The organism is Holophagaceae bacterium, from assembly GCA_016720465.1.
Classification (GTDB): domain Bacteria; phylum Acidobacteriota; class Holophagae; order Holophagales; family Holophagaceae; genus JANXPB01.
On the sequence record JADKKO010000004.1, the window covers coordinates 878713 to 899979 of the forward strand.

General features: G+C 64.3%; 17 protein-coding genes. 8 read left to right on the plus strand and 9 right to left on the minus strand.

The window, feature by feature from the left end; translation table 11 throughout:
- Positions 1-37 precede the first annotated feature (37 nt).
- Positions 38-301 carry a 30S ribosomal protein S20 gene (rpsT, locus tag IPQ13_11210; protein ID MBL0211460.1) on the plus strand — a complete coding sequence of 88 codons (264 nt, stop codon included), beginning with the start codon at positions 38-40 and terminating at the stop codon, positions 299-301.
- Positions 302-384: 83 nt separating this feature from the next.
- On the opposite strand, the gene gluQ is transcribed toward rpsT, so the two are convergent.
- The 8 genes from gluQ to IPQ13_11250 form a co-directional block, all read right to left on the minus strand.
- Positions 385-1284 carry a tRNA glutamyl-Q(34) synthetase GluQRS gene (gluQ, locus tag IPQ13_11215; protein MBL0211461.1) on the minus strand — a complete coding sequence of 300 codons (900 nt, stop codon included), beginning with the start codon at positions 1282-1284 and terminating at the stop codon, positions 385-387.
- 21 nt (positions 1285-1305) lie between these two features.
- Positions 1306-2466: a serine hydrolase gene (locus IPQ13_11220; GenBank protein MBL0211462.1), complete on the minus strand. Its 1161-nt coding sequence runs from the start codon at positions 2464-2466 to the stop codon at positions 1306-1308.
- A gap of 96 nt (positions 2467-2562) precedes the next feature.
- Complete coding sequence (locus IPQ13_11225; protein MBL0211463.1) at positions 2563-2805, minus strand: hypothetical protein; 243 nt, start codon at positions 2803-2805, stop codon at positions 2563-2565.
- Positions 2802-3362 carry a hypothetical protein gene (locus IPQ13_11230; protein MBL0211464.1) on the minus strand — a complete coding sequence of 187 codons (561 nt, stop codon included), beginning with the start codon at positions 3360-3362 and terminating at the stop codon, positions 2802-2804. Before IPQ13_11230 ends, IPQ13_11225 begins: the two co-directional genes overlap by 4 nt.
- A 555-nt stretch (positions 3363-3917) precedes the next feature.
- Positions 3918-5141: a deoxyhypusine synthase gene (locus IPQ13_11235; GenBank protein MBL0211465.1), complete on the minus strand. Its 1224-nt coding sequence runs from the start codon at positions 5139-5141 to the stop codon at positions 3918-3920.
- A 470-nt stretch (positions 5142-5611) separates the two neighbouring features.
- A complete protein-coding gene (locus IPQ13_11240) occupies positions 5612-6295 on the minus strand; it encodes an outer membrane lipoprotein-sorting protein (GenBank protein MBL0211466.1) in 684 nt (227 codons plus the stop codon).
- Positions 6295-6654, minus strand: coding sequence for a phosphomannose isomerase type II C-terminal cupin domain (locus tag IPQ13_11245; protein MBL0211467.1), 360 nt, complete (start codon positions 6652-6654; stop codon positions 6295-6297). Before IPQ13_11245 ends, IPQ13_11240 begins: the two co-directional genes overlap by 1 nt.
- 177 nt (positions 6655-6831) lie before the next feature.
- A complete protein-coding gene (locus IPQ13_11250; protein MBL0211468.1) occupies positions 6832-8481 on the minus strand; it encodes a GAF domain-containing protein in 1650 nt (549 codons plus the stop codon).
- A 126-nt stretch (positions 8482-8607) separates the two neighbouring features.
- On the opposite strand from IPQ13_11250, the gene rimO reads away from it, so the two are divergent.
- The 5 genes from rimO to IPQ13_11275 all read left to right on the plus strand — a co-directional run bounded on the left by rimO (position 8608) and on the right by IPQ13_11275 (position 13413).
- Entirely contained in the window at positions 8608-9996 is a 1389-nt protein-coding gene (gene rimO, locus IPQ13_11255; GenBank protein ID MBL0211469.1) for a 30S ribosomal protein S12 methylthiotransferase RimO, read from the plus strand.
- 30 nt (positions 9997-10026) lie between these two features.
- Entirely contained in the window at positions 10027-10713 is a 687-nt protein-coding gene (locus IPQ13_11260; GenBank protein ID MBL0211470.1) for an ABC transporter ATP-binding protein, read from the plus strand.
- Positions 10710-11957, plus strand: a complete 1248-nt coding sequence (locus tag IPQ13_11265; protein ID MBL0211471.1) for an ABC transporter permease — start codon at positions 10710-10712, stop codon at positions 11955-11957. The genes IPQ13_11260 and IPQ13_11265 overlap by 4 nt, the downstream gene beginning before the upstream one ends.
- Positions 11950-12564, plus strand: a complete 615-nt coding sequence (locus tag IPQ13_11270) for a phosphatidylglycerophosphatase A (protein ID MBL0211472.1) — start codon at positions 11950-11952, stop codon at positions 12562-12564. Before IPQ13_11265 ends, IPQ13_11270 begins: the two co-directional genes overlap by 8 nt.
- A 75-nt stretch (positions 12565-12639) precedes the next feature.
- Positions 12640-13413: a glycosyltransferase family 2 protein gene (locus tag IPQ13_11275; GenBank protein ID MBL0211473.1), complete on the plus strand. Its 774-nt coding sequence runs from the start codon at positions 12640-12642 to the stop codon at positions 13411-13413.
- Positions 13414-13912: 499 nt separating this feature from the next.
- Here IPQ13_11275 and IPQ13_11280 read toward each other — a convergent pair whose 3' ends face one another.
- On the minus strand, positions 13913-15706 hold the full coding sequence (locus IPQ13_11280) for a DEAD/DEAH box helicase (GenBank protein MBL0211474.1): 1794 nt from the start codon (positions 15704-15706) through the stop codon (positions 13913-13915).
- Positions 15707-15902: 196 nt separating this feature from the next.
- On the opposite strand from IPQ13_11280, the gene IPQ13_11285 reads away from it, so the two are divergent.
- Together IPQ13_11285 and IPQ13_11290 are read left to right on the plus strand one after the other, a co-directional pair.
- On the plus strand, positions 15903-20570 hold the full coding sequence (locus IPQ13_11285; protein MBL0211475.1) for a hypothetical protein: 4668 nt from the start codon (positions 15903-15905) through the stop codon (positions 20568-20570).
- Positions 20571-20580: 10 nt separating this feature from the next.
- On the plus strand, positions 20581-21198 hold the full coding sequence (locus tag IPQ13_11290; GenBank protein ID MBL0211476.1) for a hypothetical protein: 618 nt from the start codon (positions 20581-20583) through the stop codon (positions 21196-21198).
- Positions 21199-21267: the final 69 nt, after the last annotated feature.

Sequence of the window (21267 nt, forward strand, 5' to 3'; positions counted from 1 at the left end):
TTCCGGAGTTTTCGCTCCCTGGAGCAGGAGATTGAGCATGTCCGACCACAAATCCGCCGCCAAAAAAGCCCGCCGCGACGTGGAGGCCCGCCTCCGCAACCGTGGCAACCGCTCGCTCATGAAGACCGAGGTCAAGAAATTCCTCAGCGTGCTGGCCACCGGCAAGAAGGCCGATGCCGCCGCCGCGCTGCCGGTCATGCTGGGCATCGTGGACCGCGCCGCCAAGAAGGGCGTCATCCACAAGAACGCCGCCGACCGGACCAAGAGCCGCCTCACCCTTAAAGTGAACGCCCTGGCGTAACGGCTAAATCAATTCACCCTCAAGGACCCGCAGCGCTGGGTCCTTTTTTTTATGTTCTTTCGGCCTGACTCCGCATCTTGGGATCAAGCCCAGGCCTCGGGGATTCGGATGGGGCCTTGGGGCACACGGCTCCAATGGAATTCCGCCAACAATTCCGCGGCGCTGCGGGGCTCCGGTTCTTCCAGGCACCCTAGGCTCCAGCCCAGCCAGCCGATGATTTCACCGGCGCCGATGCCGCGTTGCCGAAGGGCCTCCACCCCCAGCGCCCCGGCGCGTTTGCCCAGGCGGGACCCGTCGGGCGCCATCACCAGGCCCAGATGGGCGTAGGCCGGACGGGGAAGCGAGAGAGCCTCCTGCAACCGGATCTGCGTGGCCGTGACCGGGCGCAGATCAAGTCCCCGCACAATCTCCGTGACCCCTTGGGCGCCGTCGTCCACCACCACCGCCAGGTGATACGCGAACCGGCCATCGCGGCGGAAGAGCAGGGGATCGCCCGTGAGGGCCGAGGGATCATCGCGCTGGGGTCCCAGGGCCGAGTCCAGCCATTCCAGATCTCCATCCGGCAGACGCAAACGCAGGGCGGCTTCAATGCCCTCCCATGGGCGATGGCGGCAGCGGTTCGGGTAGGGCCGCAACCCGTCCTCGCCATGGGGCGCCGAGGCCAGCATCTGGAGGTCCTTGCGGGTGCAGCGGCACGGATAAAGGCGACCCAGTCCATGCAAGTCGTCGAGGGCCGCGCGATAGGCAGCGCTGCGATCCGATTGCCAGGCCACGGGCTCATCGCTTTCCATTCCCATCGCTGCGAGATCACGCAGCTGCTGCTGTCCAAATTCGCGGCGGCACCGCGGCCCGTCCACGTCCTCCATGCGGACGATCCAGCGCCCGCCCTGGGATTTGGCCGAGAGCCAGGAGGCCAGCGCCGTGCGCAGGTTCCCCAGGTGGAGGACTCCAGTGGGCGAAGGCGCGAAGCGGCCGGTGGTCATAACCTCCAGGATACGGGAGCCTCAGGGAACGGTCCGCACCACCGGCGGATGCTGGGTCACCGCGGCCTGGATGAGCGGGGCGAGCTGCAGCTTCAGGTTCTCGCTGGGCAGGAAGGAGAGCGCCGCATCGGGCTGCTGGCACATGATGATGGCCGCCCAGTTCTGGCCATTGCCGACTTCGATCCACGGCGCCCAGCCGAACTTGCCGGTGCTGCTCACGCGCTGGATGGGATTGGCGGTGGAAGGCGCGGCGCCATTCTGCGTCTCCACCCAGTTTCCAAACCCGTAGTGATTGGTGCGCTGGAGCAGCGCGTAGGGCGTGTAGGCGATGGTGGTTGCGGGGCCGAAAGCATCCAGGCGCCGCTGGTTCGCCAGGTCTTCGCTCATCAGGCGCGCGCTGCCGTCCAGGCCCTTCCGCAACTGCATCATGAGGAAGCGCGTGTACTCCAAGCCCGTGCAGGCCAGGCTTCCCGCAGGGTTGGGATTGGCGCCGCCGCCATAGGTGCTCAACGAAGACCAGCCCAAGGGCACGCGCAGATTCTCATCGAAAAGTTGGCGCCAGCTCTTGCCCGTGGCCACTTCCGCCATGCGCGCCGCGATGCGCAGGTGGGTGCTGCCGTAATAAAACGTGGAACCCGGGGCGGTGGCCACGGAGCGCTGATCCTCGTAGATGCGCGTCACCGCTTCATCCAGCGTGATGGTGGCGGATTCCGAAGACAGCACCTCGCTGTTGATGCCGCTGGTGAAGCTCAGCAAATGGCGGAGCCTGATCTCCCCCATGTTGCCGCTCCAGGGCTGGCCATCGCGGTCTTTCAAAATGTCCTTGGCCTTGGTATCCAGGCTCAGGACGCCCTTGTCCACGAGCTGCAGCAGCACCGTGCCCGACACCATCTTGGAGGCCGATGCCACGGCGGTGTAGGTCTGGTTTCCAAATGCGCCGAAGGTTTTCGAATAGACCACGCCATCGGTCGTCAGCACTTCCACCGTGAGCCCCGCCGGGGCAGCAGGGAGATTGGCCATGGCCGGAGCGCCGGGGAATTGGGATTGCGCTCCCTGGATGGCAGCGGTTACGGAGGACCAGGGGTCTGCTGCAGGTCCGCCGCCGCTGGGGCCGCCACCTGTGGAGCCGCCCCCACAGGCGAGGCCAAGGGCGACGAGCAGTGGGAGTAGGCTGCGGGGCATGAGGACTCCGGGGGATTCTACCTCGGACCCAGGAATCGCATTGAGGTTGAATCAACGCCTGCAAGTTCGCAGATGCCAGGAATCGCTCATTTTCGCTCAACGATTCGACGGTTTTCGCTGCGAGGCGGTCCCCATGAAGCATGCCTGCATTTCAACCAGGCCACTGGTGGTTCGTGATCTGCGCTCGCCGATATCCCCCAGCTCCAGCAAAGCATCCACATCAGCCCAGTTGTAGGCCATCCCCCGCAGAGCGTCCATCCGAATCCGCTCGAGTTCTCTTCCAGTCTCGCCCCATCGGCGGACTAGATCCCGCTGCTCCTCGCGCGTCGGGCCCGTCATGGATGCTCCTCAAGAAGGCGCTTCGCCCGATCCAGGATATCAGGCGCTTCTTTCAGTTCGCACAGGTCTGCAAGATGCTGGAGGATGTATTCCGCATCAAGGCCGGCATTGCGGACCAGTATGCTTTCGGCATCCACCCAGTCGCGCGGCCGCGAGGCGAAGGCCTTCATGATGAAGAGATCCTCTGCCGTGCAGCAAGGCAGGAAGAGCCCTGGCGCGAATTCCACCACCTTCGCGCGCCGGATCATGTCGGCCTCGAAGGGCAATGCGCCCAAGGAAATATCCACATCCTTCCCATTCGACGCGCGGACCAGCAACACGCGGCGGGCCATGGCGAATGCGTGTCCGTCTGGAATCCGAGATTCGAAACGGTCCAGAATCGCAGCCACATAGCTTTCTTCTTCCCCCCACCTGGCCAACACGGTCATGTCCGCGTCCAGTGTCGTGCGGGGCTCGCCCCAGCGCTGCACAGCCAGTCCGCCGATGATGCAGAACTCCCAACAGCGGGAGGCCATGAACTCCGAAATTTCTTTCGCCGCTTCAAACAGGCCGTTCATCGTTCCTCGCTCTTTGCTTTGCGGCCCGATTGGACCTTGCTGGCGCCGTTGATCACGAGTTGAATTCTCTTCGATCAGAGGTCTTTGTAAGCATCAGCCGCCCCGGTATTGATCTTCACCGGGGTTGGCATTCTGAGCAGTGATAAATAATCCAACCTGATTATCCCCCAACCTCAGCCAGTCGTTTTTCAAGATCAAAAGTTCATCCACAGATTCCACAGATGACACAGATTTACAAGTGCCGTCGGCCCGGAAGGAGTCATCATCCCCCTTCTGCTCCGCATGGGCCAACCGGTTTTCAGGGCGGCGGCGGACTCGCGCCTTTGGTGCGGAAGCGCCGCCGCCCTGAAAACCCGCCCGACGAAGTCGCGCGGCCCCGGCCAAGCCGGGGCGGCCCATGCTACTTGCCGGGAGCGGGCTTCATTTCTCCACGATCCGCGTTATTCAATCTGTGTAATCGGTGGAATCTGTGGATTCAAAGTCCTTTTCTCGCATTGTCGTCAAACCATTCCAAGCTGAGGTTCGGGGATAGCCAGGGAATCCAAATTAGACGCCCTACTTCTTCGGCGTACCGCAAGGATAGGTCCCCTTATCATCCCGCTCCGGCATCCCCACCGTGGTCCCGCGCTTGGCGACATCCCTCGCGGTGGTGGGCGTGCCGCTGAGGCGGCCGCGGGTGGCATACTGGTCCCGGAGGCTCTGCATCAGCTCTTCGCGGCGCTCGGCCAGGCGTTTGAGCGGGCGCGGCTCCGTGCGGGTCAGGATGTAGGCGGTGAGCAGGGGCAGGGCGATGGTGGAATCGGTGTAGCAAACCACGGCGTCGGGCAATTGGTCAGGATCGATCTTGCCCCAGGAGACGGCTTCGGCGGGCGTGGCGCCGCTGAGGCCGCCGGTGTCGGGGCGCGCGTCGGTGATCTGCAGGAAGTAGTCGTGGCCGCGCTCGTCGATGCCCAGGACTTCCTGGATCTGGGGCTCGGTCTGGAGGATGAAATTCTTGGGGCTGCCGCCGCCGAGGATCCACACGGCGCTCTTGCCGCCGTTGAGCTTGGCATCCAATACGATGGAGGCCGTCTCGTTCACGTCGGCGTTCACGTCGAACATGAGCTGATTGCCCTCCAGCGCCACCGCCGCCACGTTCATGCCGATGCTCGAGTCGCCGGGGCTGGACGTGTAGATGGGCACGCCGCACTGGTAGGCCGCGGACAGCACCGACAGGGTGCCGAGCCCCAGGGCCCGTTCGCGCTCATGCAGCGCCTTGCCGACATGGTAGTGGAATTCCGCGGTGCTCATGGCCTTCTGGAAATGCGGCGCGCGGATCAGTTCGCGGTAGAACGCATCGGTGTCCAGCAGCACCGTGTAGTCGAACAGGATGTCGTAGATGCGCACCACGCCTTCATCCCGCAGCACGATGTCGCTGGTGAAGGGATCGCCGCGATGCAAAGCGAGGTCCAGCGCGAAATGCGTGTCGTGGTAGAGATTCGCGCCGGTGGAGATCATCCAGTCGATGACGCCGGCCTGGATGAGTGGAATGAGACAGGAACCGCCGAGGCCCGCGGGTGTCAGGGCCCCCGTGAGCGTCACGCCCAGCGTCACATTCGGTTGCAGGATCTTCCGGGTCAGCAGGCGGGCGGCCTCGCCCATGCGCCCGCCGTTGTAGGCGAGAAATGTTTCGTCGATGAGATCCGCCGCGCTGATGCCCTTGCGGATGCCGACCGGCGCGATGCGTTGGCCATTCAAGTACTGGCTGGGTCCTTCGTGCTCGTGCGCGTCTTCAGGCATGGGATTCTCCGGGTTTTCATTCTGACAGCGGAGGCGTTCTCTAAAATATGGATCAGCTCAGAAAATCAGGAATGCGGGTTGGATCAACATTCAAGAACCACGCGGAGGATAGCGGAGGGAAGCGGAGGAACTAATGCCAATACCGAGTCTGGAGGTTTGCGGCCCTTCACTTGAAGCACGGGTCACCCTCAAAACCATTCAGTCCATGAGGGAATTTGTTTTCCTCCGCTACCCTCCGCCCCTCCGCTACCCTCCGCGTGGTATGCATTTTTCTTTTTTTCAAAAAGGAAACGCCCCGAGGTAGGGGCGCTTCGTGAGGGGACGTTGGAAGGATACGTTGGAGGGGATTCAAAAGCGGGAGTCCCCACTCGGGGGGCTGGTTTCTTTAGGTGGGGTGAGAAGTGGCGGGAAGCCCCGAAGGGCACCTCAACACCAAGGATACGCCGAGCGGCGTGGAAGTTCCAGGCAACTCACTTCGCGATGGGCAATTCGAACAGCTTGGGATCCATCACCGCCGGGGCCCAGTGGTCGAAGTGCAGTTCGGCTTTTGCGCCTCTGGGCTCCACCAGATCCATCCGCACGAGCACCGAAGCGCCCCGCTGCGCCTGAGGCGCGGCGAACAGCGCGGTCTTGGCGAGTTTTCCGCTGGGAAGGAAGAACTCGGCCTTGAGCGGCCGCGCCCCGCTCCTGGCCACCCAGAGGCTCGCGGTGCGGAAACTGGTGGAAGGCCGTTTGGCCGCCAGCGACAAGCGCCAGCAGGGCGTCCCATCGAGCGCATCCTCCGCTTTCTCCTTCACCGAATAGTCCTCGGCGAAGCGCGTCCGGGCGATGTCTCCGCCGGCCGCTGGACCCAGCAGCCGTTGTTGCGGCGTGACCTTGATGGGCCGTTTGGTGCCCGGAAGCAGCAGCCACATGGCATCGCCCAGGACCAGCACCGCGCGGCCCTTTTCTTTTTCGGAAAGCCCCTCCACCCGGGCGTCGCCGTTCTCCCGGGCGCTGACCTTCCAGCGCTGGGAGGCCTTGGCGCTCTTCAGTTCGATCTCGACGGTGAAGGAGGGCCAGGGATGGCGCAGCCGGTCCACCTGGGCGAGCAGTTCATCGTTGCTTTGGGCCATCAGCGGCGCGCAGCACAACAGGAGGGGAAGCATCCGCATCAGGCGCGGCCGTAGTTGTCTTGCAGGCGCTCGATGTCGGCTTCGTCGAAGGTGCCCAGGCTGATCTCCAGCACACGGACGGCATGCGCCGTAGACGCGTCGCAGCTCAGGCGATGGGTGCTGCCGGTGGGCAGCCAGAGCTCCTGGCCGACGGCCGGCCGCAGCGTTTCGCCATCCAGTTCCACCACCACGCCGTCGTCCAGGGCCACCCACAGCTCCCCGCGATGGGCGTGCCGCTGCAGGCTCAGGCGCTGCCCTGGAGAGCAGGTGAGGATCTTCACCGTGCAGGGCGTGTTCAACACGAACTGGTCGAAGGAGCCCCAGGGCTTGTCAACGTGGAGTGAGGTCGGCTTATCCATGGTCCTACACCTTACCTTCATGACGGCCAGTTCGGGCTCCCGCGGCTCCGCCGACCACCCCCCGATCGCACTGTCCACTGGACAGTGCTCCCGTTCGCGCTTTGCGCTCACGGAGGGGGCCCCGTCCCCAAGGTTTGTCAACGTGGAGTGAGGTCGGCTTATCCATAGCCATCAAGCCTAACCCAGGTTCAGCGTCACGTCCTGCCAGGGCACTTCATAGGGGACCACGTTGTGCTCGATGCCCTTGAGGGCGACCGGAGCCATTTTGATGAGCGACCCGGTGCCGATGATCTCCGCGGTGCGGGGCCCCACCACGATCTGTCCGGCCTTGGCGACGCTGCTTTCCAGGCGCGAGGCCAGGTTCACCGTGGAGCCCATCACCGTGTAGTCCATGCGCTTTTCGCAGCCGATGTCCCCCGCGAAGGCCTCGCCGCTGTTGATGCCGATGCGCATCATGAGCTCGGGATAGCCGTCGGGCCGGTTGTCATTCAGGAATTTCAGTGCTTCCTGCATGGCGACGGCCGCCTCCAGGGCCAGCCGCGCATGGTTGGGTTCGGGCTGGGGAGCGCCGAAGAAGGCCATGATGGCGTCGCCGATGTACTTGTCCAGGGTCCCCCCGCGGGCGAATATCTGCTCGGTCATGGCTTCGAAGGTGCGGTTCAGGATGTTGGCGAGCTTGAGCGGCTCCATGCCTTCGCTCATGCGGGTGAAGCCGCTGATGTCGGCGAAGAGCACCGTGATCTCGCTGCGCTGGGCTTGGAGGGCCGGAGATTCGAGGTTCTGGCTCGACTTGAGGATCTGGCCCACCACCGCCGGGGAGTGGTAGCGCTCCAGGCGTTGGCGGAACCGCGTTTCGCGCTCGCGCTGGATGCCCACGGCGGCGAAGTTGGCCATGGCCGAGAGCAGGTGCTCGTCCTCTCGCCGGAAGCCGCCCTTGCTGAGCGACGATTCCAGGTACACCACGCCCAGCGACTGGTCGTCCACGATGAGCGGCGCGCACAGGGCCGACGTGATGCCGTGGATCTTGATGCTGTCGCCGGCGGCGAAGCGGGGATCGATGCGCGCGTCCGTGGTGAGGATCGTCACCCGGTCCTTCATGGCCGTTCGGGCGATGGTCCGGCTGATGGGGGAGCTGTTGGCGCCGGGCTTCTCTTCCCAGACGTATTCGGGCAGCAATTCGCCGTCCTGTCCGCCCAGGAGGATGAATCCCCGCTGGCAGGGGATCTGGGCCGTCACGAGGCTCATCACGGATTCCAGCAATTCTGCGAGATCCGAGGCCCGGAGCAGAGTCCCGGCCATGGAGGCCAGGCGCTGGAACAGGGAGGCCGCGCTGGTGGTGTTCTGGTCCGCCTGGTGCTGGGCCAGCATTTTTTCCAGGGACGCGTGGGGCACCATGATGGAGCCCGAAGCATCAAAGGCCCGGTCCTCCAGGGAGATGCCGGAACGGACGCTTTTGGGGGCGGTGAGGGCGTTGAGCGCATTCACCGCGTAGGAGCCGGTTCCGGTGGGACCAAACTTGGCGCTGGTGATGGGCGCGGGATCCCCATCCCCCACCCACTGGACGGGCACTTCGCCCATCAGGATGAGGTCCCCCTGCTTGAAGGGCGTGGGACTGTTCACCTGGACGCCATTCACGGTGGTTCCGTTCAAGGAACGCAGATCCATCACGTGGGGCTTGCCGTCCAGCAGGAAAAACCTGGAATGCACGCGGCTCACGGCGGTGGCCATGATGCGGATGGTGGCCGCGTCGCCACGGCCGATGGTGACCCCCTCCTCGGTCAGATTGACCGGGTGCCGGACACCCTCCACCATCAGCGTGAGTTTCATGAACCTGCCCAGAAAACTGGTCCAAAGAGTAGCACAGCGGGGCCAAGAGCCTGCTGAATGCGGCGAATTTCCAAAAGGAGAATAGGCATTTCCACGATAAGCTGGATGGTTCGGCCGGAGCCATGCATGCGCACCTTGTCCACCACAGTGGGATTCATGTCCCTGGGCTGTCCCAAGAACCTCGTGGATAGCGAGGTCATGCTGGGGCATCTGCGGCTCAAGGGTTATAGGATCACCAGCGAGATGGAGAAAGCCGACGTCCTGGTGGTGAACACCTGCGGATTCATCGACACCGCGAAGAAGGAAAGCGTGGACGCCATTCTGGAAGCCGCGGGGATGAAGAAGACCGGGGCCTGCAAAAAGCTCATCGTGGCGGGCTGCCTGGTGGAACGCTACCGAGATGAACTACTGGCCGACATCCCCGAAATCGACGCCTGCCTGGGCACTCGCGACATCGAGCAGATCGCCGAGATCATCGGCGCCGGGGACCAGGTTTTCGAACCCGAGCAGAATCCCAACTACTTGTACGACGAGCACAGCCCCCGGCTGCTCACCACGCCCAAAGCCACGGCCTATCTGAAGATCAGCGAAGGCTGCGACCACACCTGCGCTTTTTGCATCATCCCGAAATTACGGGGCGGCCAGCGCAGCCGCAGCATCGAAAGCGTGGTGGCCGAGGCCCGGAATCTCGTGGCCCAGGGCATCCTGGAAATCAGCCTCGTGGCCCAGGACACTACGGATTACGGGCGGGATTTCGGCGATCCCGACGGCCTTGAAAAACTCATCCGGGCCCTGGGTGGAGTCGAGGGCCTGCGCTGGTTCCGCATCCACTACGCCTACCCGAACCGCCTCACCGAAGGCGTCATGCGCGCCATCGCAGAAACCAGAAATTGCGCCAAGTACCTGGACATGCCTTTGCAGCATGCGGATCCCAAAGTGTTGAAGGAAATGGCCCGGGGCGGGAGCCGCACGAGCTTCCTGAAACTGCTTGCGAAGTTCCGTTCCATCTGCCCGGAGATTTCCATCCGGTCCAATTTCATCGTGGGCTTCCCCAGCGAAACCGAAGCGGCCTTCGAGGAATTGCGGGCCTTCATTCAGGAAGCGCAGTTCGACCATGTGGGGGTCTTCACCTACTCGCCTGAGGAAGGCACGCCCGCCTTCGCCCTCGGCGATCCGATCCCCAAGCGGACCAAGGCCAGCCGCAAGCGAAAACTCATGGAATTGCAGCAGAAGATCGCCCGGGCCAAGAACCAGGCCCGGGAAGGCCAGGTCATTGAAGTGATCGTCGAGGGTCTCCACGAAGAGACCGAATTGATCCTCAAAGGCCGCCACCAGGGCCAGGCCCCCGAAGTGGACGGCAACGTCCTCATCGTCGGCGGGGAACCCGTCATTGGAAGCATCCAGAAAGTCCGCATCACAAAAGGCCATGCTTATGACTTGATCGGCGAAGTGGTGGAGGGCGGCATCGAAGAGGCCGTAAAAGCGTTCGAATCCGGCGTGTTGGCTTCCCGCTGAATCGGTGCCGAGTCCCGTTACACTTCACAGATGCTGGAACTGAGGGACATTACCCGCGCCTATGAACTGGGCGGAGAAAAGGCCGGCGCCTTCGGCGTCAGTTTCAGCGTTCCGGCGGGATGCCTCGCGGTGTTGGCGGGGCCTTCGGGCAGCGGCAAGACCACGCTCCTGCAACTGGCCGGATTGCTGGACGAGCCCGATGCAGGCGAGGTTTTCCTGGAAGGCCAGCCCGTCTCAAGGCTTCCCGAAAAAGCCCGCTGCGAACTGCGCCTCCGGCGCTTGGGTTTCGTGTTTCAGGCATTCAACCTGGTGCCCGTGCTTTCGGCCCTGGAGAACGTGATGCTGCCGCTCCAATTGCAGGGCAGGAAGCCTGAAGACGCCCATCATCTTGCGGCCGAAGCCCTTGACCGTGTGGGCCTTTCCGATCGCCTGGGGCATCGCCCGGGCCAGCTCAGCGGGGGCCAGCAGCAGCGGGTGGCCATCGCCCGGGCCCTGGCGCCGGGCCCGGTCCTGGTCCTTGCGGACGAGCCCACGGCCAGCCTGGATCACGCCCACGGCGGGCCGCTCATGGACCTCATGGCGCAGCAGTGCCGCGAGTCCGGGGTGAGTTTTCTCGTGGCCAGCCATGATCCCTCGGTGATCAGCCGCGCCGATCTAGTATTCCGGCTGGCCGACGGCCAACTTGTGGCCACGGAGCAGGCGCCGGTGATCGCATGATATTGGCCCGCCTGGCTCTTCGCAATGTGCTGCGGAACCGCCGCCGCACGGTGCTGACGCTGCTGGTGGTCATCGCCGGGTTTATGGCTTTGAGCCTTGCGGGTGGCTTCATGGCGCAGACCTTCGACGGTCTCAGCCAGGCCGCCATCCGGGGCGGCATCGGGCACATCCAGTTATTGCATCCCCAGGCATTGGAGAGTGATGAGGGCCAGAGCCTCGAATTCGCCATCCCCGATGGCGAAGCGCTGGCATCGCGGCTTCGCAAGGATCCAGCCATCGCCGAAGTGCTGCCGCGCATCCAGTTCATGGGGCTGCTCAGCAATGGTCCCAAGAGCGTCGCCTTCCTGGGCGCCGGCGTGGATCCGGTCCGCGAGCCGCAGTTCATGGCGGTGCTGGAAAGCTTGAAAGATGGGGCCAAAGCCAATGGTGGAGCCGGTTCACGCTGGCTTTCCGGCGCGCCGGGCAGTCGCGACGTGATCCTGGGCGTAGGCCTAGCGAAGAGCCTCGGCGCGACCGTGGGAAGTTCGCTCACCCTCATGTCCACCAACAAGGATGGCGGGCTCAACGCGCTGGATGTGGAGGTCGTGGGGCTCCAGGACCTGGGCTTGCGGGAACTGAACGAGCGGGTGCTGACCGTGAGCCTGGATACGGCGTCCTCCCTGGTGGATGCGGGCCCGGCGCGGTCGCGGCTCTCCATCCTGTTGAAGCGTCCCGAAAACACATCCAAGGAATTGCCGCGCATCCAGAGCCTCGCGGGCCAGGATGCGCGAGCGCTCCCCTGGTTCGAGCTGGCCAGCTTCTACAAGCAGGTGAAGCTGCTCTACATCGCCATCTTCGGATTCATGGGCCTGGTGCTGTTCCTGGTCGTGCTGCTGGCCACCGCCAATACGCTGCTGATGTCCGTGATGGAGCGCGTCCGGGAATTCGGGACCCTGAGGGCCATGGGCCTGCAGGCGCCGCAGCTCACCGCGCTGCTGCAATGGGAGGGCGCCCTGCTGGGCCTTTGTGGCAGCGGCCTGGGTCTGCTGCTGACCTTGATCTTCCGCCTCGCGGTCAATGCGCTGCACTTGCAGATGCCGGCTCCGCCGGGCACCAGCCACGGCTATGAACTGAACATCCATCTCGTGCCGATGGTCTACCTGTGCGTGTTCATCGGCCTGCAACTGACCCTGCAGTTCAGCGCGCTGTTTCCGGGGCTCAAGGCCGCGAAACTGCGGATCGTGGAGGCGCTGCGGCATGTCTGAGTCTCAAGTCCCAAGTCCCAAGCCCCAAGGTGCGGGTTCCAGCGCGGCATCCTACCTAGCGCCCCGCTGGGCCTGGTGGGTGGCCACGGGATTCGGGAGCGGATATCTGAAGCCCGCGCCCGGGACCTGGGGCAGCCTGGCGGCTCTGGCGGCCTGGTGGCTCCTTCTCCAGCTTGTGGGTTTCAGGATGATCGAGCAATGGGCCTCGCTGCACGGACGCCTCACGATTCCGATGGCCCTTGCGCTTGGGATGGCGCTCCTGGGCATCACGGCCTCGGACCGGGTGGTGCGGGAAACGGGGTTGAAGGACCCGGGCTTCATCGTCGCGGATGAATGGGCGGGGATGTGGATCGCGCTGATGCCGATCCTATGGCATGCCGGTTCCCTGCATCCCGGGTGGGGGCTGCTTCGCGTCGTGGCGCCCTTCGCGCTCTTCCGGCTTTTCGATATCTGGAAACCCTGGCCCTGCCATCAACTTCAGGTGTTGCCTGGGGGCACCGGCGTGGTGATCGATGACGTGGCCGCAGGCATCTACGCCGCCGCAGGAACCTACCTGTTGGATGGCTGGCTCGTCCTGCATCTGCCGGTTCTGCGGATCGCCCCATAGGACCTTTCTTGCATGATCGAGGGCCGTTCGCGGAAACTGCAGGGGTCCATGATCGGCGAGTGAACGCGGAGTCCCATGAAAGTCAGCATCATCACGCCCACGTTCGAACGGGAGCATTTCGCTGAAAAGCTTTACGGCTGCTTCGCGGCCCAGTCTTTCCCCGACAAGGAGCTGCTGGTGCTGGACGACAGCCCGGAGCCCTCGCCTTTCTTCACGAACTGCGGCGATCCCCGGGTCCGCTACTGGCATCAACAGACGCGCATGGCCAACGGGCAGAAACGGAACATCCTCGCGGGCCGGGCCACCGGCGAGGTGATCGCCCACTTCGATGACGACGACTACTACGCCCCCCCATACATCGAGACGATGGTCCAGCTTTTGGCGGGGCACGACCTCATCAGCCTCAGCGGGTGGTACCTCTACAGCCTGAAGCACCGGTTCTTCGGCTACTGGGACAAGGCCAATCCACAGCAGGAGCACTACGAATTGAGCCCCGAGGGGCTGCGCCATTTGATGTTCAAGGGAGTCACGCCCGAAACGGTGTTCGCCCACGTGCTCGGCTACGGGTTCACCTATGTCTACCGGAAGCAGGCCTGGGAGGGCGTTTCCTTCGACGACGCCCACCACGGTTCGGACTTCCGCTTCGCGCAGGCGCTGTTGGCGCAGGGGCGGGACATCGCCACCTTCCAGGACCAGCAGGCCCTGGTGCTGCACACGATCAGCACCAACAACGTGTCCGCTGTGTTTCCGCAATACCAGTTGCCGGATTTCCTGCTGCCGATGATCTTCGGCGAGGGCATCCGGCGCTACCTGGACGTGAAGCTGCCGGGCGAGCAGGATCAGCCTTGATCTTCTTCGCGTTGGAAAGTCAAAGAAGCCACGAAAGGGACAGGAACAGGACAGGAAATTCTTTCCTGGTTATCCCCCAATCTCGGCGGAGGAAGCGTGCCCGCGAAGGGCCGCGAAGCCGCTGCGCTCTGGCGAAGGGCCGCGAAAAGTTAATTCAACCCGGGATCGCTTCGCGGGGGCGCGCAGCGCCCGCGGGCCCCTGGGCCCGCGAATTCAGGCGGCCCGGCGCGGATCACACCTTGGTGCGAGCCCGTCGCCGGGCCGCCTGAATTCCATCCGCGAGGCTGGCCCATGATGAGTCTCCTGGTCGCCAAAGCGCTGGTGTGGCAAAAGAGATTTCGCGGCCCTTCCTTCACCCCTTCTCGGTATCGGCCTAGCTAGTACCCGTGGCCGGCAGCTATTCGCGGCCCTTCGTGGGATGCCTTTTCAGCCTGAGGCTCGTGGGTAATCAGGATGCTTTATTCGTGCCCTTCGCGGCTGCATTTACTGACTGTATCGCCTAGCCCGCGGTTTGCTCCAGCAGCTCGCGCCAGACGCGGGGTTCGCTCAGGTGCCCGTTGGCGTCGAAGGTGCGGCTTTCGATCATGTATCTATACCCCTGCTCGGTGAGGAAGAGCTGGCGGTTCCGGGCGAATTCCTGCTCGGTGGTGTCCTTGGAAATCAGGGAGTAGAAGTAGCTGAGGTTGCGGTCCCCCTTGGGCCGGAGGATGCGGCCCAGGCGCTGCGCTTCTTCCTGCCGTGAGCCGAAGGTCCCGCTGATCTGGATGGCCACGGAGGCGTCGGGCAGATCGATGGCGAAATTGGCCACCTTGCTGACGATGAGCACCCGCAGCTCGCCATTCCGGAATTTGCGGAACAGTTCTTCCCGTTCCTTTTCGGGCGTCGCGCCGGTGAGCACGGGGCCATTGAGACGCTTGCCGAGGACGCGGAGCTGATCCAGGTACTGCCCGATGATGAGCACAGACTCCGTGGGATGGCCCTTCAGCAATTCATCCACCACCATGAACTTCAAGCTGCTTTCCGAGGCGATGCGGAACCGCTGCCGTTGGTCCGCCACGGCGTATTCCATGCGCTCGTCCGTGAGCAGCGGAATGCGGATCTCCAGGCAGTGGGCCGTGGCGATGAAGCCATCCTTTTCGAGCAGTTTCCAGGGCACGTCCACGCGCTTGGGGCCGATGAGGGAGAAGACGTCCTCTTCCTTCCCGTCCTCGCGCACCAGCGTGGCCGTGAGCCCCAGGCGCCGCTTGGCCTGCAATTCCGCCACGGCGCGGAACACCGGAGCCGGGAGCATGTGCACTTCGTCGTAGATCACCAGGCCCCAGTTGGCGGCCTCGAAGAGCTTGAAATGCTCGAAGGGAGCCTCCTTGCTGCGCCGGTAGGTGAGGATCTGATAGGTGGCGATGGTGACGGGCTTGATCTCCTTCGTATCGCCGGTGTAGAGCCCCACCTGGTCCTCGGTGAGCGTGGTCTTGTCCAGCAGCTCCTGTTTCCACTGCTTCACGGCCGTGACGTTGGTGGTCAACACCAGCGTGTGGGTCTGCAATTTGGACATGCAGCCGATGCCGATGACGGTCTTGCCCGCGCCGCAGGGCAGCACCAGCACTCCCGCGCCGCCTTCGGGCCCGCCGCCCGCGTGGAAGACGTCCATGGCGGCCTTCTGGTAGGCCCGCAAGCCGAAGGGCTTGCCATTCTGCCGAAGCGTTTCCGCAAGCTGGAAGGGCAGGGGATCGCCGGGCTTGTAGCCCGCCATGTCCTGCACCGGATGGCCCAGGCGGATGAGTTGCAGCTTGACCTCGCCGCGCATGCCCTCGTGCAGGAAGACGCCGGTTTCATCGGGATAGGGTTCCGCCAGCATCCCTTGCAGCGATTTCTGGTTTTCGAGCTCCCAGAACAGGCTGCGGTCCTCCATTTCCAGGGCCAGGCGATCACCTTTTTTCACCAGCTTCAGCTTGCCGTAGCGCGTGCCGTGGTCCTCGATTTCCTGCAGCAGGTTCTGCGGCACCGGATACTTGGACCAGATGTTCAGCGTCGTGAGCATCTCCTCGCACGTCACGCCCGAAGCTGAGGCATTCCAGAGAGAAAGCGGCGTGATGCGGTAGGTGTGGATGTGTTCGGGGCTCTTCACCAGTTCCGCGAAGCGCGCCAGCTCATCGCGCACCTGCTCGAAGGCAGGGTGGGCGACCTCCAGGAGCAGGGTCCGGTCGCTTTGGACGATCAATGGATTGTCTGGGCGGTGCGCGATCACGGAGCCTCGGATGCTCAGGTTGGCTAAACCTTTGACAATAGACGCCATGGAAGGCCCGGTCAATGTTGGATTCCGGGTGTGGACCGGTATCTTCCCGCTCTGGGGAGAAAGTCGCCCCCGGCAGGCAAAAAGGATCCCCAGTTAAGAAACTGTCAGGCCAATTGATTTCCAGGAACGATCTATACTTAGGTCACCGGCGAGGCGTTGGCGCCTTGCGGTGCACACCTCGATCATGGAGTCCCAGATGTCCTTCCTCGCCCCCAAGAGGCTTTCTGTCGCCACTTTGTCATGGGTCCTCATCGGATCCCTGATGGCGGCCGGCCCTGCTTCGCTCCTGTCCAACGCGCAAGCGGAAGAGCAGGTCTCGGCAGCGCCCCAGAAGGAAAAAGCCCCTCCCCCGAAAGCCCTGCGGAAGATGGTGCGCGAGGAGCAGGAAAGGGAAGGCCTCGACCGCCCCGATCTCCGCCGCGATGCCAATCTGATGTGGTTCGGCGGCGCGCCGAGCCCCGCTGAGCTGGACGCGCGGAACGCCTTGGCCGCGCAGGAAGTCGCGCGCTGGGCCCACCAGATTCCCGGCGCGCCGCTGGGGCCCCACGCCCTGCCGCTGCCCCCGAATTCGGTCTCCTGGACCAACATCGGGCCCTTCACCCAGAACAGCAACGGCGGCTACGGCACCGACAACGTGGACGTGGACAGCGGCCGGCCCATGGCCGTCCTGACCCACCCCACCAACGCCCAGATCATCTACCTCGCCACCAGCGGCGGCGGCATCTTCAAATGCACCAATGCAGATCACACCCTGGGAGCCACCGCCTGGGTCTGGACCGCCGTGACCGATGGCCTGCCCGCCACGAGCACCACCGGCAACGTGTCCGCCGGGGCCCTGGGCATGGGCATCGCGGACGGCACCGGCAACACCATCTACGCGGGCATGGGCGATTCCTTCGATGCGGAAGGCCGGGGCTTCTACAAGAGCACCAACGGCGGCGGCAGTTGGACCGCCGCTACGGGCATCGGCAGCCAGACCCGCTCCCACGCGATCCTGGTCCTCCCCCAGGCGGCCTATCCCGGCGCCACGGGCGATGTCATCTATTGGGCCACCAATAATGGCTTGAAGCGTTCCGTCGATGGCGGCGCCACCTTCACCAACGCGGCCACCGTCGGTAGCGGGGATGCCTGGTCCGTCGCAGCCTTCGGCAGCTCCACCCAGAACCTGGTCTGCTCCATCCAAGGCGGTCCCGGCACGGGCATCTATTATTCCTCCAATGCGGGCCAGACCTGGACGCTGGCCGGTATCACCGGCGCCAGCCCCGCGGCGCGCATCACCTTGGCGACGACCGCCGCGAGCGCCACCAAGGGCTATGGCATCTACGAGGACGGCAGCGGCAACATCGCCAAGGGCGTCCTTCATTCTGAGGACAGCGGCCACAATTGGGCGTGGCAGGCCGGCACCAACCTATTCACCGTGAGCGGCGACGGTGGCCAGGGCTTCTACAACCACATGGTGACCGTCGATCCGGCCAATGCCAACACAGTCTTTATGGCGGCCAACCTGGCGATGTATCGCTCCACGGACAGCGGGGCGAATTGGACCCAACTGACCCATTGGTACGGTGGAAATGCTGGGAGTGAACGGCCCTTCGCCCACGCGGATTTCCACGGCGCCTTCTGGTCCAAGACCGGGACACCCACGCTCTTCGTCGTCAACGACGGCGGCCTGACGATCCTGCGGGATCCCTTCAGGGCATCCGTACCCACTGTAAGCCTGGACACGACCTTTGTGGACACCCGCCGCAACTACGGCCTGTCCACCCACCTGATCTACAACATCGGCTCCACCATCTCCACCGCCCATGCGGACGACAAGTACCGCGTCATCGCCGGTTTGCAAGACAATGGGACCCGCGTCCGCGTCGGCTCCGGCCCAGGCCTGAACACCAGCGGGATTTTCGATGAACCCATCGGCGGCGACGGTTTCGGCTGCAACGTCAATGCCACGGACGGCAACCTGATGATGGGCACCCTGTACTATGCCCACGTGCAAAGAAGCACCAACGGTGGCCTGAGCTTTACGACCACTGACAACCAGAACGACACGGGCGTGTTCTACAGCAAGGTGGCCCCAGGCCGGGCGGATGCCACGGGCAACACCATGTACACCTTCACCAGCTCCACCGTGAGGAGGACCACCAATTACGGCGCGACCGCCTGGAGCGCGCTGTCCACGAGCCCCGGCACTGGCATCCGGAACATCAACACCGCCACCACGGATCCCCTGGTCCTCGGCGTCACCCGGAATGCCGGCGCCGTCGACATCACGACCGATGGCGGTTCCACCTGGACGCACTACACCTCGGGCAACTTCCCTAACAACCTGGTCAACACCTTCAACTACATCTGGTTCGACACCACCAACGCTTCCACGGTCTACGTGGCGAGCGCGGGCGCGGGCATCACCAGCAACCACCTGTGGAAGAAGGTCGGCGCGGGCGCCTGGACCGCCATCGATGCGGGCGGCTTCCCGACGGGAATCCCGATCCATGTCATCCAGAACGATCCCTTGAACGGGAACACCCTGCTGGCTGGCACGGATTTCGGCGTCTACCGCTCCACCGACGGCGGCGCCACCTGGTCCCGCTACGGCCAAGGCATGCCCCTGATGGCGGTGCGCGATCTCTATATCGCTCCGGACAGCTCCTTCGTCCGCGCGGGCACGTTTGGCCGCGGCATCTGGGAACTGGTGTCCGGCGCGGCCTTGAATGTGGCGATCACCGCTCCCGCCTCCTCGGTGACGCTCGTGAAGAGCGCCACCCAGAACTACACCGCCAATGTGACGAATTTCGTCAGCAACACGGGCGTGAACTGGACTGTCGCGGCCGGCGGCGGCGCTTTCCTCCCCACCAGCACCACCAATGCCTCGCCGACGACGGTCTTCACCGCCGGCACCACGGCCAACACCTTCCTGATCACCGCCACCGCCGCGGAGGATGGCACCAATGCCACCTTCGCCACGCAGAACGTCACCGTGGTGGATCCCACCTCTGTGAACGTGGTGGTCAGCCCGTCGGCTCCAACCGTCGTTTCCGGCGCCACCCAGGTCTTCACGGCCGCGGTCACGCCCATCACCAATACGGCGGTGACCTGGAGCATCAGCGGTGTGGGCAGCATCAATCCCGCGACCGGCCTCTACACGGCTCCCGCCGCGCCGCCCGCCACCGCCCAGTCGGTGACCGTCACCGCCACCAGCACGGCCGCGCCCACGCGCACCGGCACGGCCACCGTGACCGTTCCTGTGCTCACCATCGGTGTGACCCCCACGCCGGTGAACGTGCCCATGAGCACCCAGCAGCAATTCACCGCCACCGTGACGGGTTCCACCAACACCTCGGTCACCTGGTCCGTGTTCAGCGGCGGCGGCAGCGTGAACGCCTCAGGCCTCTATACGGCTCCGGGCGCCACCGGCAGCGCCGTGGTCCGCGCCACCAGCGTTGCGGATCCCACCAAGTTCGCCGATGCGGCCGTGACCATCGTGACCCTTCCCATCGTCGTGGGCATCGCCCCCGCCTCAGTATCGGTCACCACCAGCGAAACCCAACAGTTCACGGCTACCGTGACGAATTTCCTCAGCACCTCGGCGGTCACTTGGTCCGTGGTTGAAGGCGCGGGCGGCTCCGTGAGCGGCACCGGCCTGTACACCGCCCCCAGCGGCACCGGGACCTTCCATGTCAAGGCCACCAGCGTGGAGGACACTTCCAAGTCCGCCACCGCCACCGTGACCGTGCAGAACCCGGTCACCATGACCATCACGCCCACCGTGGCCTATATCCAGCCTGGCGGCAGCGCCACCTTCACGGGACATCCTTCCGTCGGCGGCACCAACTACAGCGTGGTGGGCGGCGCCGCGAACGGAACCATCACCTCCGGCGGCGTCTATACGGCACCGGCCACCCAGGGCGATTACCAGGTCAAGGCCCAGGCCCAGGCCGATAACAGCAAGTTCGCCCTCGCCAATGTGTTTGTGCGTCCCCTCGTGGTCACCATCGATCCCACCGCGGCCACGGTCCAGATCAATACCACCCAGCAGTTCACCGCGAACGTGACCGGCAACCCGAACACCGCGGTCAATTGGGTCGTGTTCGAGGGCGCTGCCGGCGGCTCCGTGGATGGCACGGGCCTCTACACCGCCCCGGCCACTCCGGGCACCTACCATGTCCAGGCCATCAGCGTTGTAGACAGCTCCAAGGTCGGTCTCGCGACCGTGACGGTGACCACCGGCGCCGCGATCACGGTGAGCGTGGCTCCTGCAGCCGTGACCGTTTCACCTCTCGGGAACCAGACCTTCACGGCCACCGTCACCGGCGGGCCGAGCGGCGTCACCTGGAGCGTTGAAGAGGCCGGCGGCGGCAGCATCAACGCCGGCGGAGCCTATACGGCTCCCGCGGCCCTGGGCGTGTACCACGTCCGCGCCACCAGCAATACCGATCCCAGCAAATTCGGACGCGCCACGGTGACCGTGGTATCGCCTGTCACCTCCTTCAGCGTATCGCCCACCACCGCCACGATCCTCACCGGCGGCACGGTGGTCCTCACCGGCACCGTCAACACCGGCGCCATCAACTGGGGCACCACCGGCGGTTCCCTGAGCGCCAGCACGGGAACTTCCGTGACCTTCACCGCCCCCGCCTCCATCGGCACCTTCACGGTCACGGCCACCGCCGCTGCGGACACCTCGCAGACCCGGACGGCCACGATCAATGTGAAGACCAAGGATCAGGATGCCAGCGGCAGTGTCGATGTCTTGGATCTGGCCTACTTCGCCCGCTATTTCGGCACAAGCAACTACGCGGCCGACCTGAACGGCGACGGCACCGTGGACGATCTTGATATCGCCATCTTCTTGTCCGGTTTTTGAGGGGGACGCCATGACCACGAGGAATTCCATGACCACGACCACACGAACCAAATGGGCGCTCTCCGGACTCGCGCTGGCCAGCCTGCTGGCCTGCAGCGGCGGTGGTGGAGACAATCCGCCGCCTCCCCCTCCGCCCAAGACCGTCGCGGATCGCCTGGACTACGCCAATCCCACCAGCGGCACCTTTACGCTGGTCAAGGACGCCAGCCTGTCCACCTCGACCCACCTGGTGCTCAACCTGCTGGGCCCCGCGGGAACCCAGGCTACCGGCGTGGGGTTCTACCTCAGCGCCGATGCCAGCAAGGTCACCTGGGCCAAAGTAGGCGGCAGCGATGCTGAATTCGTCAGGAACGGCGCCTTCGCGCTCGGGTCGGGCGTCCAGCTTCTGAAGTCCAAGGTCACGGGCGATCAGCTCCAGGGGGCCGTCTACCAGAAGGGCACCACCTCGCCCGCAGTCACCTTCACCGCCACCACCGTCCTGGCTTCCGTGGCCTTGGACTTGAAGTCCAATGTGCCTGTGGGCGCCAGCGGGAATCTCTCGGCAGTATCCGGGAAGGCAGTCTTGAGCCAGGGCAGCGGCGCACCCGTGAACATCACCATCACGCCCGGGAGCGTCACCGCCAATTGATCCACCGGATCCGGAACTAAAAAACAACCCGCCGAAAGGCGGGTTGTTTGGTATTGGCCGGAATCTTTC

Coding starts and splice junctions, on each gene's coding strand:
- IPQ13_11280 (MBL0211474.1), bottom strand. CDS start 15,706: ATGGCGTCTATTGTCAAAGGTTTAGCCAACCTGAGCATCCGAGGCTCC.
- IPQ13_11290 (MBL0211476.1), top strand. CDS start 20,581: ATGACCACGAGGAATTCCATGACCACGACCACACGAACCAAATGGGCG.
- IPQ13_11225 (MBL0211463.1), bottom strand. CDS start 2,805: ATGACGGGCCCGACGCGCGAGGAGCAGCGGGATCTAGTCCGCCGATGG.
- rimO (MBL0211469.1), top strand. CDS start 8,608: ATGCGCACCTTGTCCACCACAGTGGGATTCATGTCCCTGGGCTGTCCC.
- gluQ (MBL0211461.1), bottom strand. CDS start 1,284: ATGACCACCGGCCGCTTCGCGCCTTCGCCCACTGGAGTCCTCCACCTG.
- IPQ13_11245 (MBL0211467.1), bottom strand. CDS start 6,654: ATGGATAAGCCGACCTCACTCCACGTTGACAAGCCCTGGGGCTCCTTC.
- IPQ13_11265 (MBL0211471.1), top strand. CDS start 10,710: ATGATATTGGCCCGCCTGGCTCTTCGCAATGTGCTGCGGAACCGCCGC.
- IPQ13_11260 (MBL0211470.1), top strand. CDS start 10,027: ATGCTGGAACTGAGGGACATTACCCGCGCCTATGAACTGGGCGGAGAA.
- IPQ13_11235 (MBL0211465.1), bottom strand. CDS start 5,141: ATGCCTGAAGACGCGCACGAGCACGAAGGACCCAGCCAGTACTTGAAT.
- IPQ13_11250 (MBL0211468.1), bottom strand. CDS start 8,481: ATGAAACTCACGCTGATGGTGGAGGGTGTCCGGCACCCGGTCAATCTG.
- IPQ13_11270 (MBL0211472.1), top strand. CDS start 11,950: ATGTCTGAGTCTCAAGTCCCAAGTCCCAAGCCCCAAGGTGCGGGTTCC.
- IPQ13_11230 (MBL0211464.1), bottom strand. CDS start 3,362: ATGAACGGCCTGTTTGAAGCGGCGAAAGAAATTTCGGAGTTCATGGCC.
- rpsT (MBL0211460.1), top strand. CDS start 38: ATGTCCGACCACAAATCCGCCGCCAAAAAAGCCCGCCGCGACGTGGAG.
- IPQ13_11240 (MBL0211466.1), bottom strand. CDS start 6,295: ATGCGGATGCTTCCCCTCCTGTTGTGCTGCGCGCCGCTGATGGCCCAA.
- IPQ13_11220 (MBL0211462.1), bottom strand. CDS start 2,466: ATGCCCCGCAGCCTACTCCCACTGCTCGTCGCCCTTGGCCTCGCCTGT.
- IPQ13_11285 (MBL0211475.1), top strand. CDS start 15,903: ATGTCCTTCCTCGCCCCCAAGAGGCTTTCTGTCGCCACTTTGTCATGG.
- IPQ13_11275 (MBL0211473.1), top strand. CDS start 12,640: ATGAAAGTCAGCATCATCACGCCCACGTTCGAACGGGAGCATTTCGCT.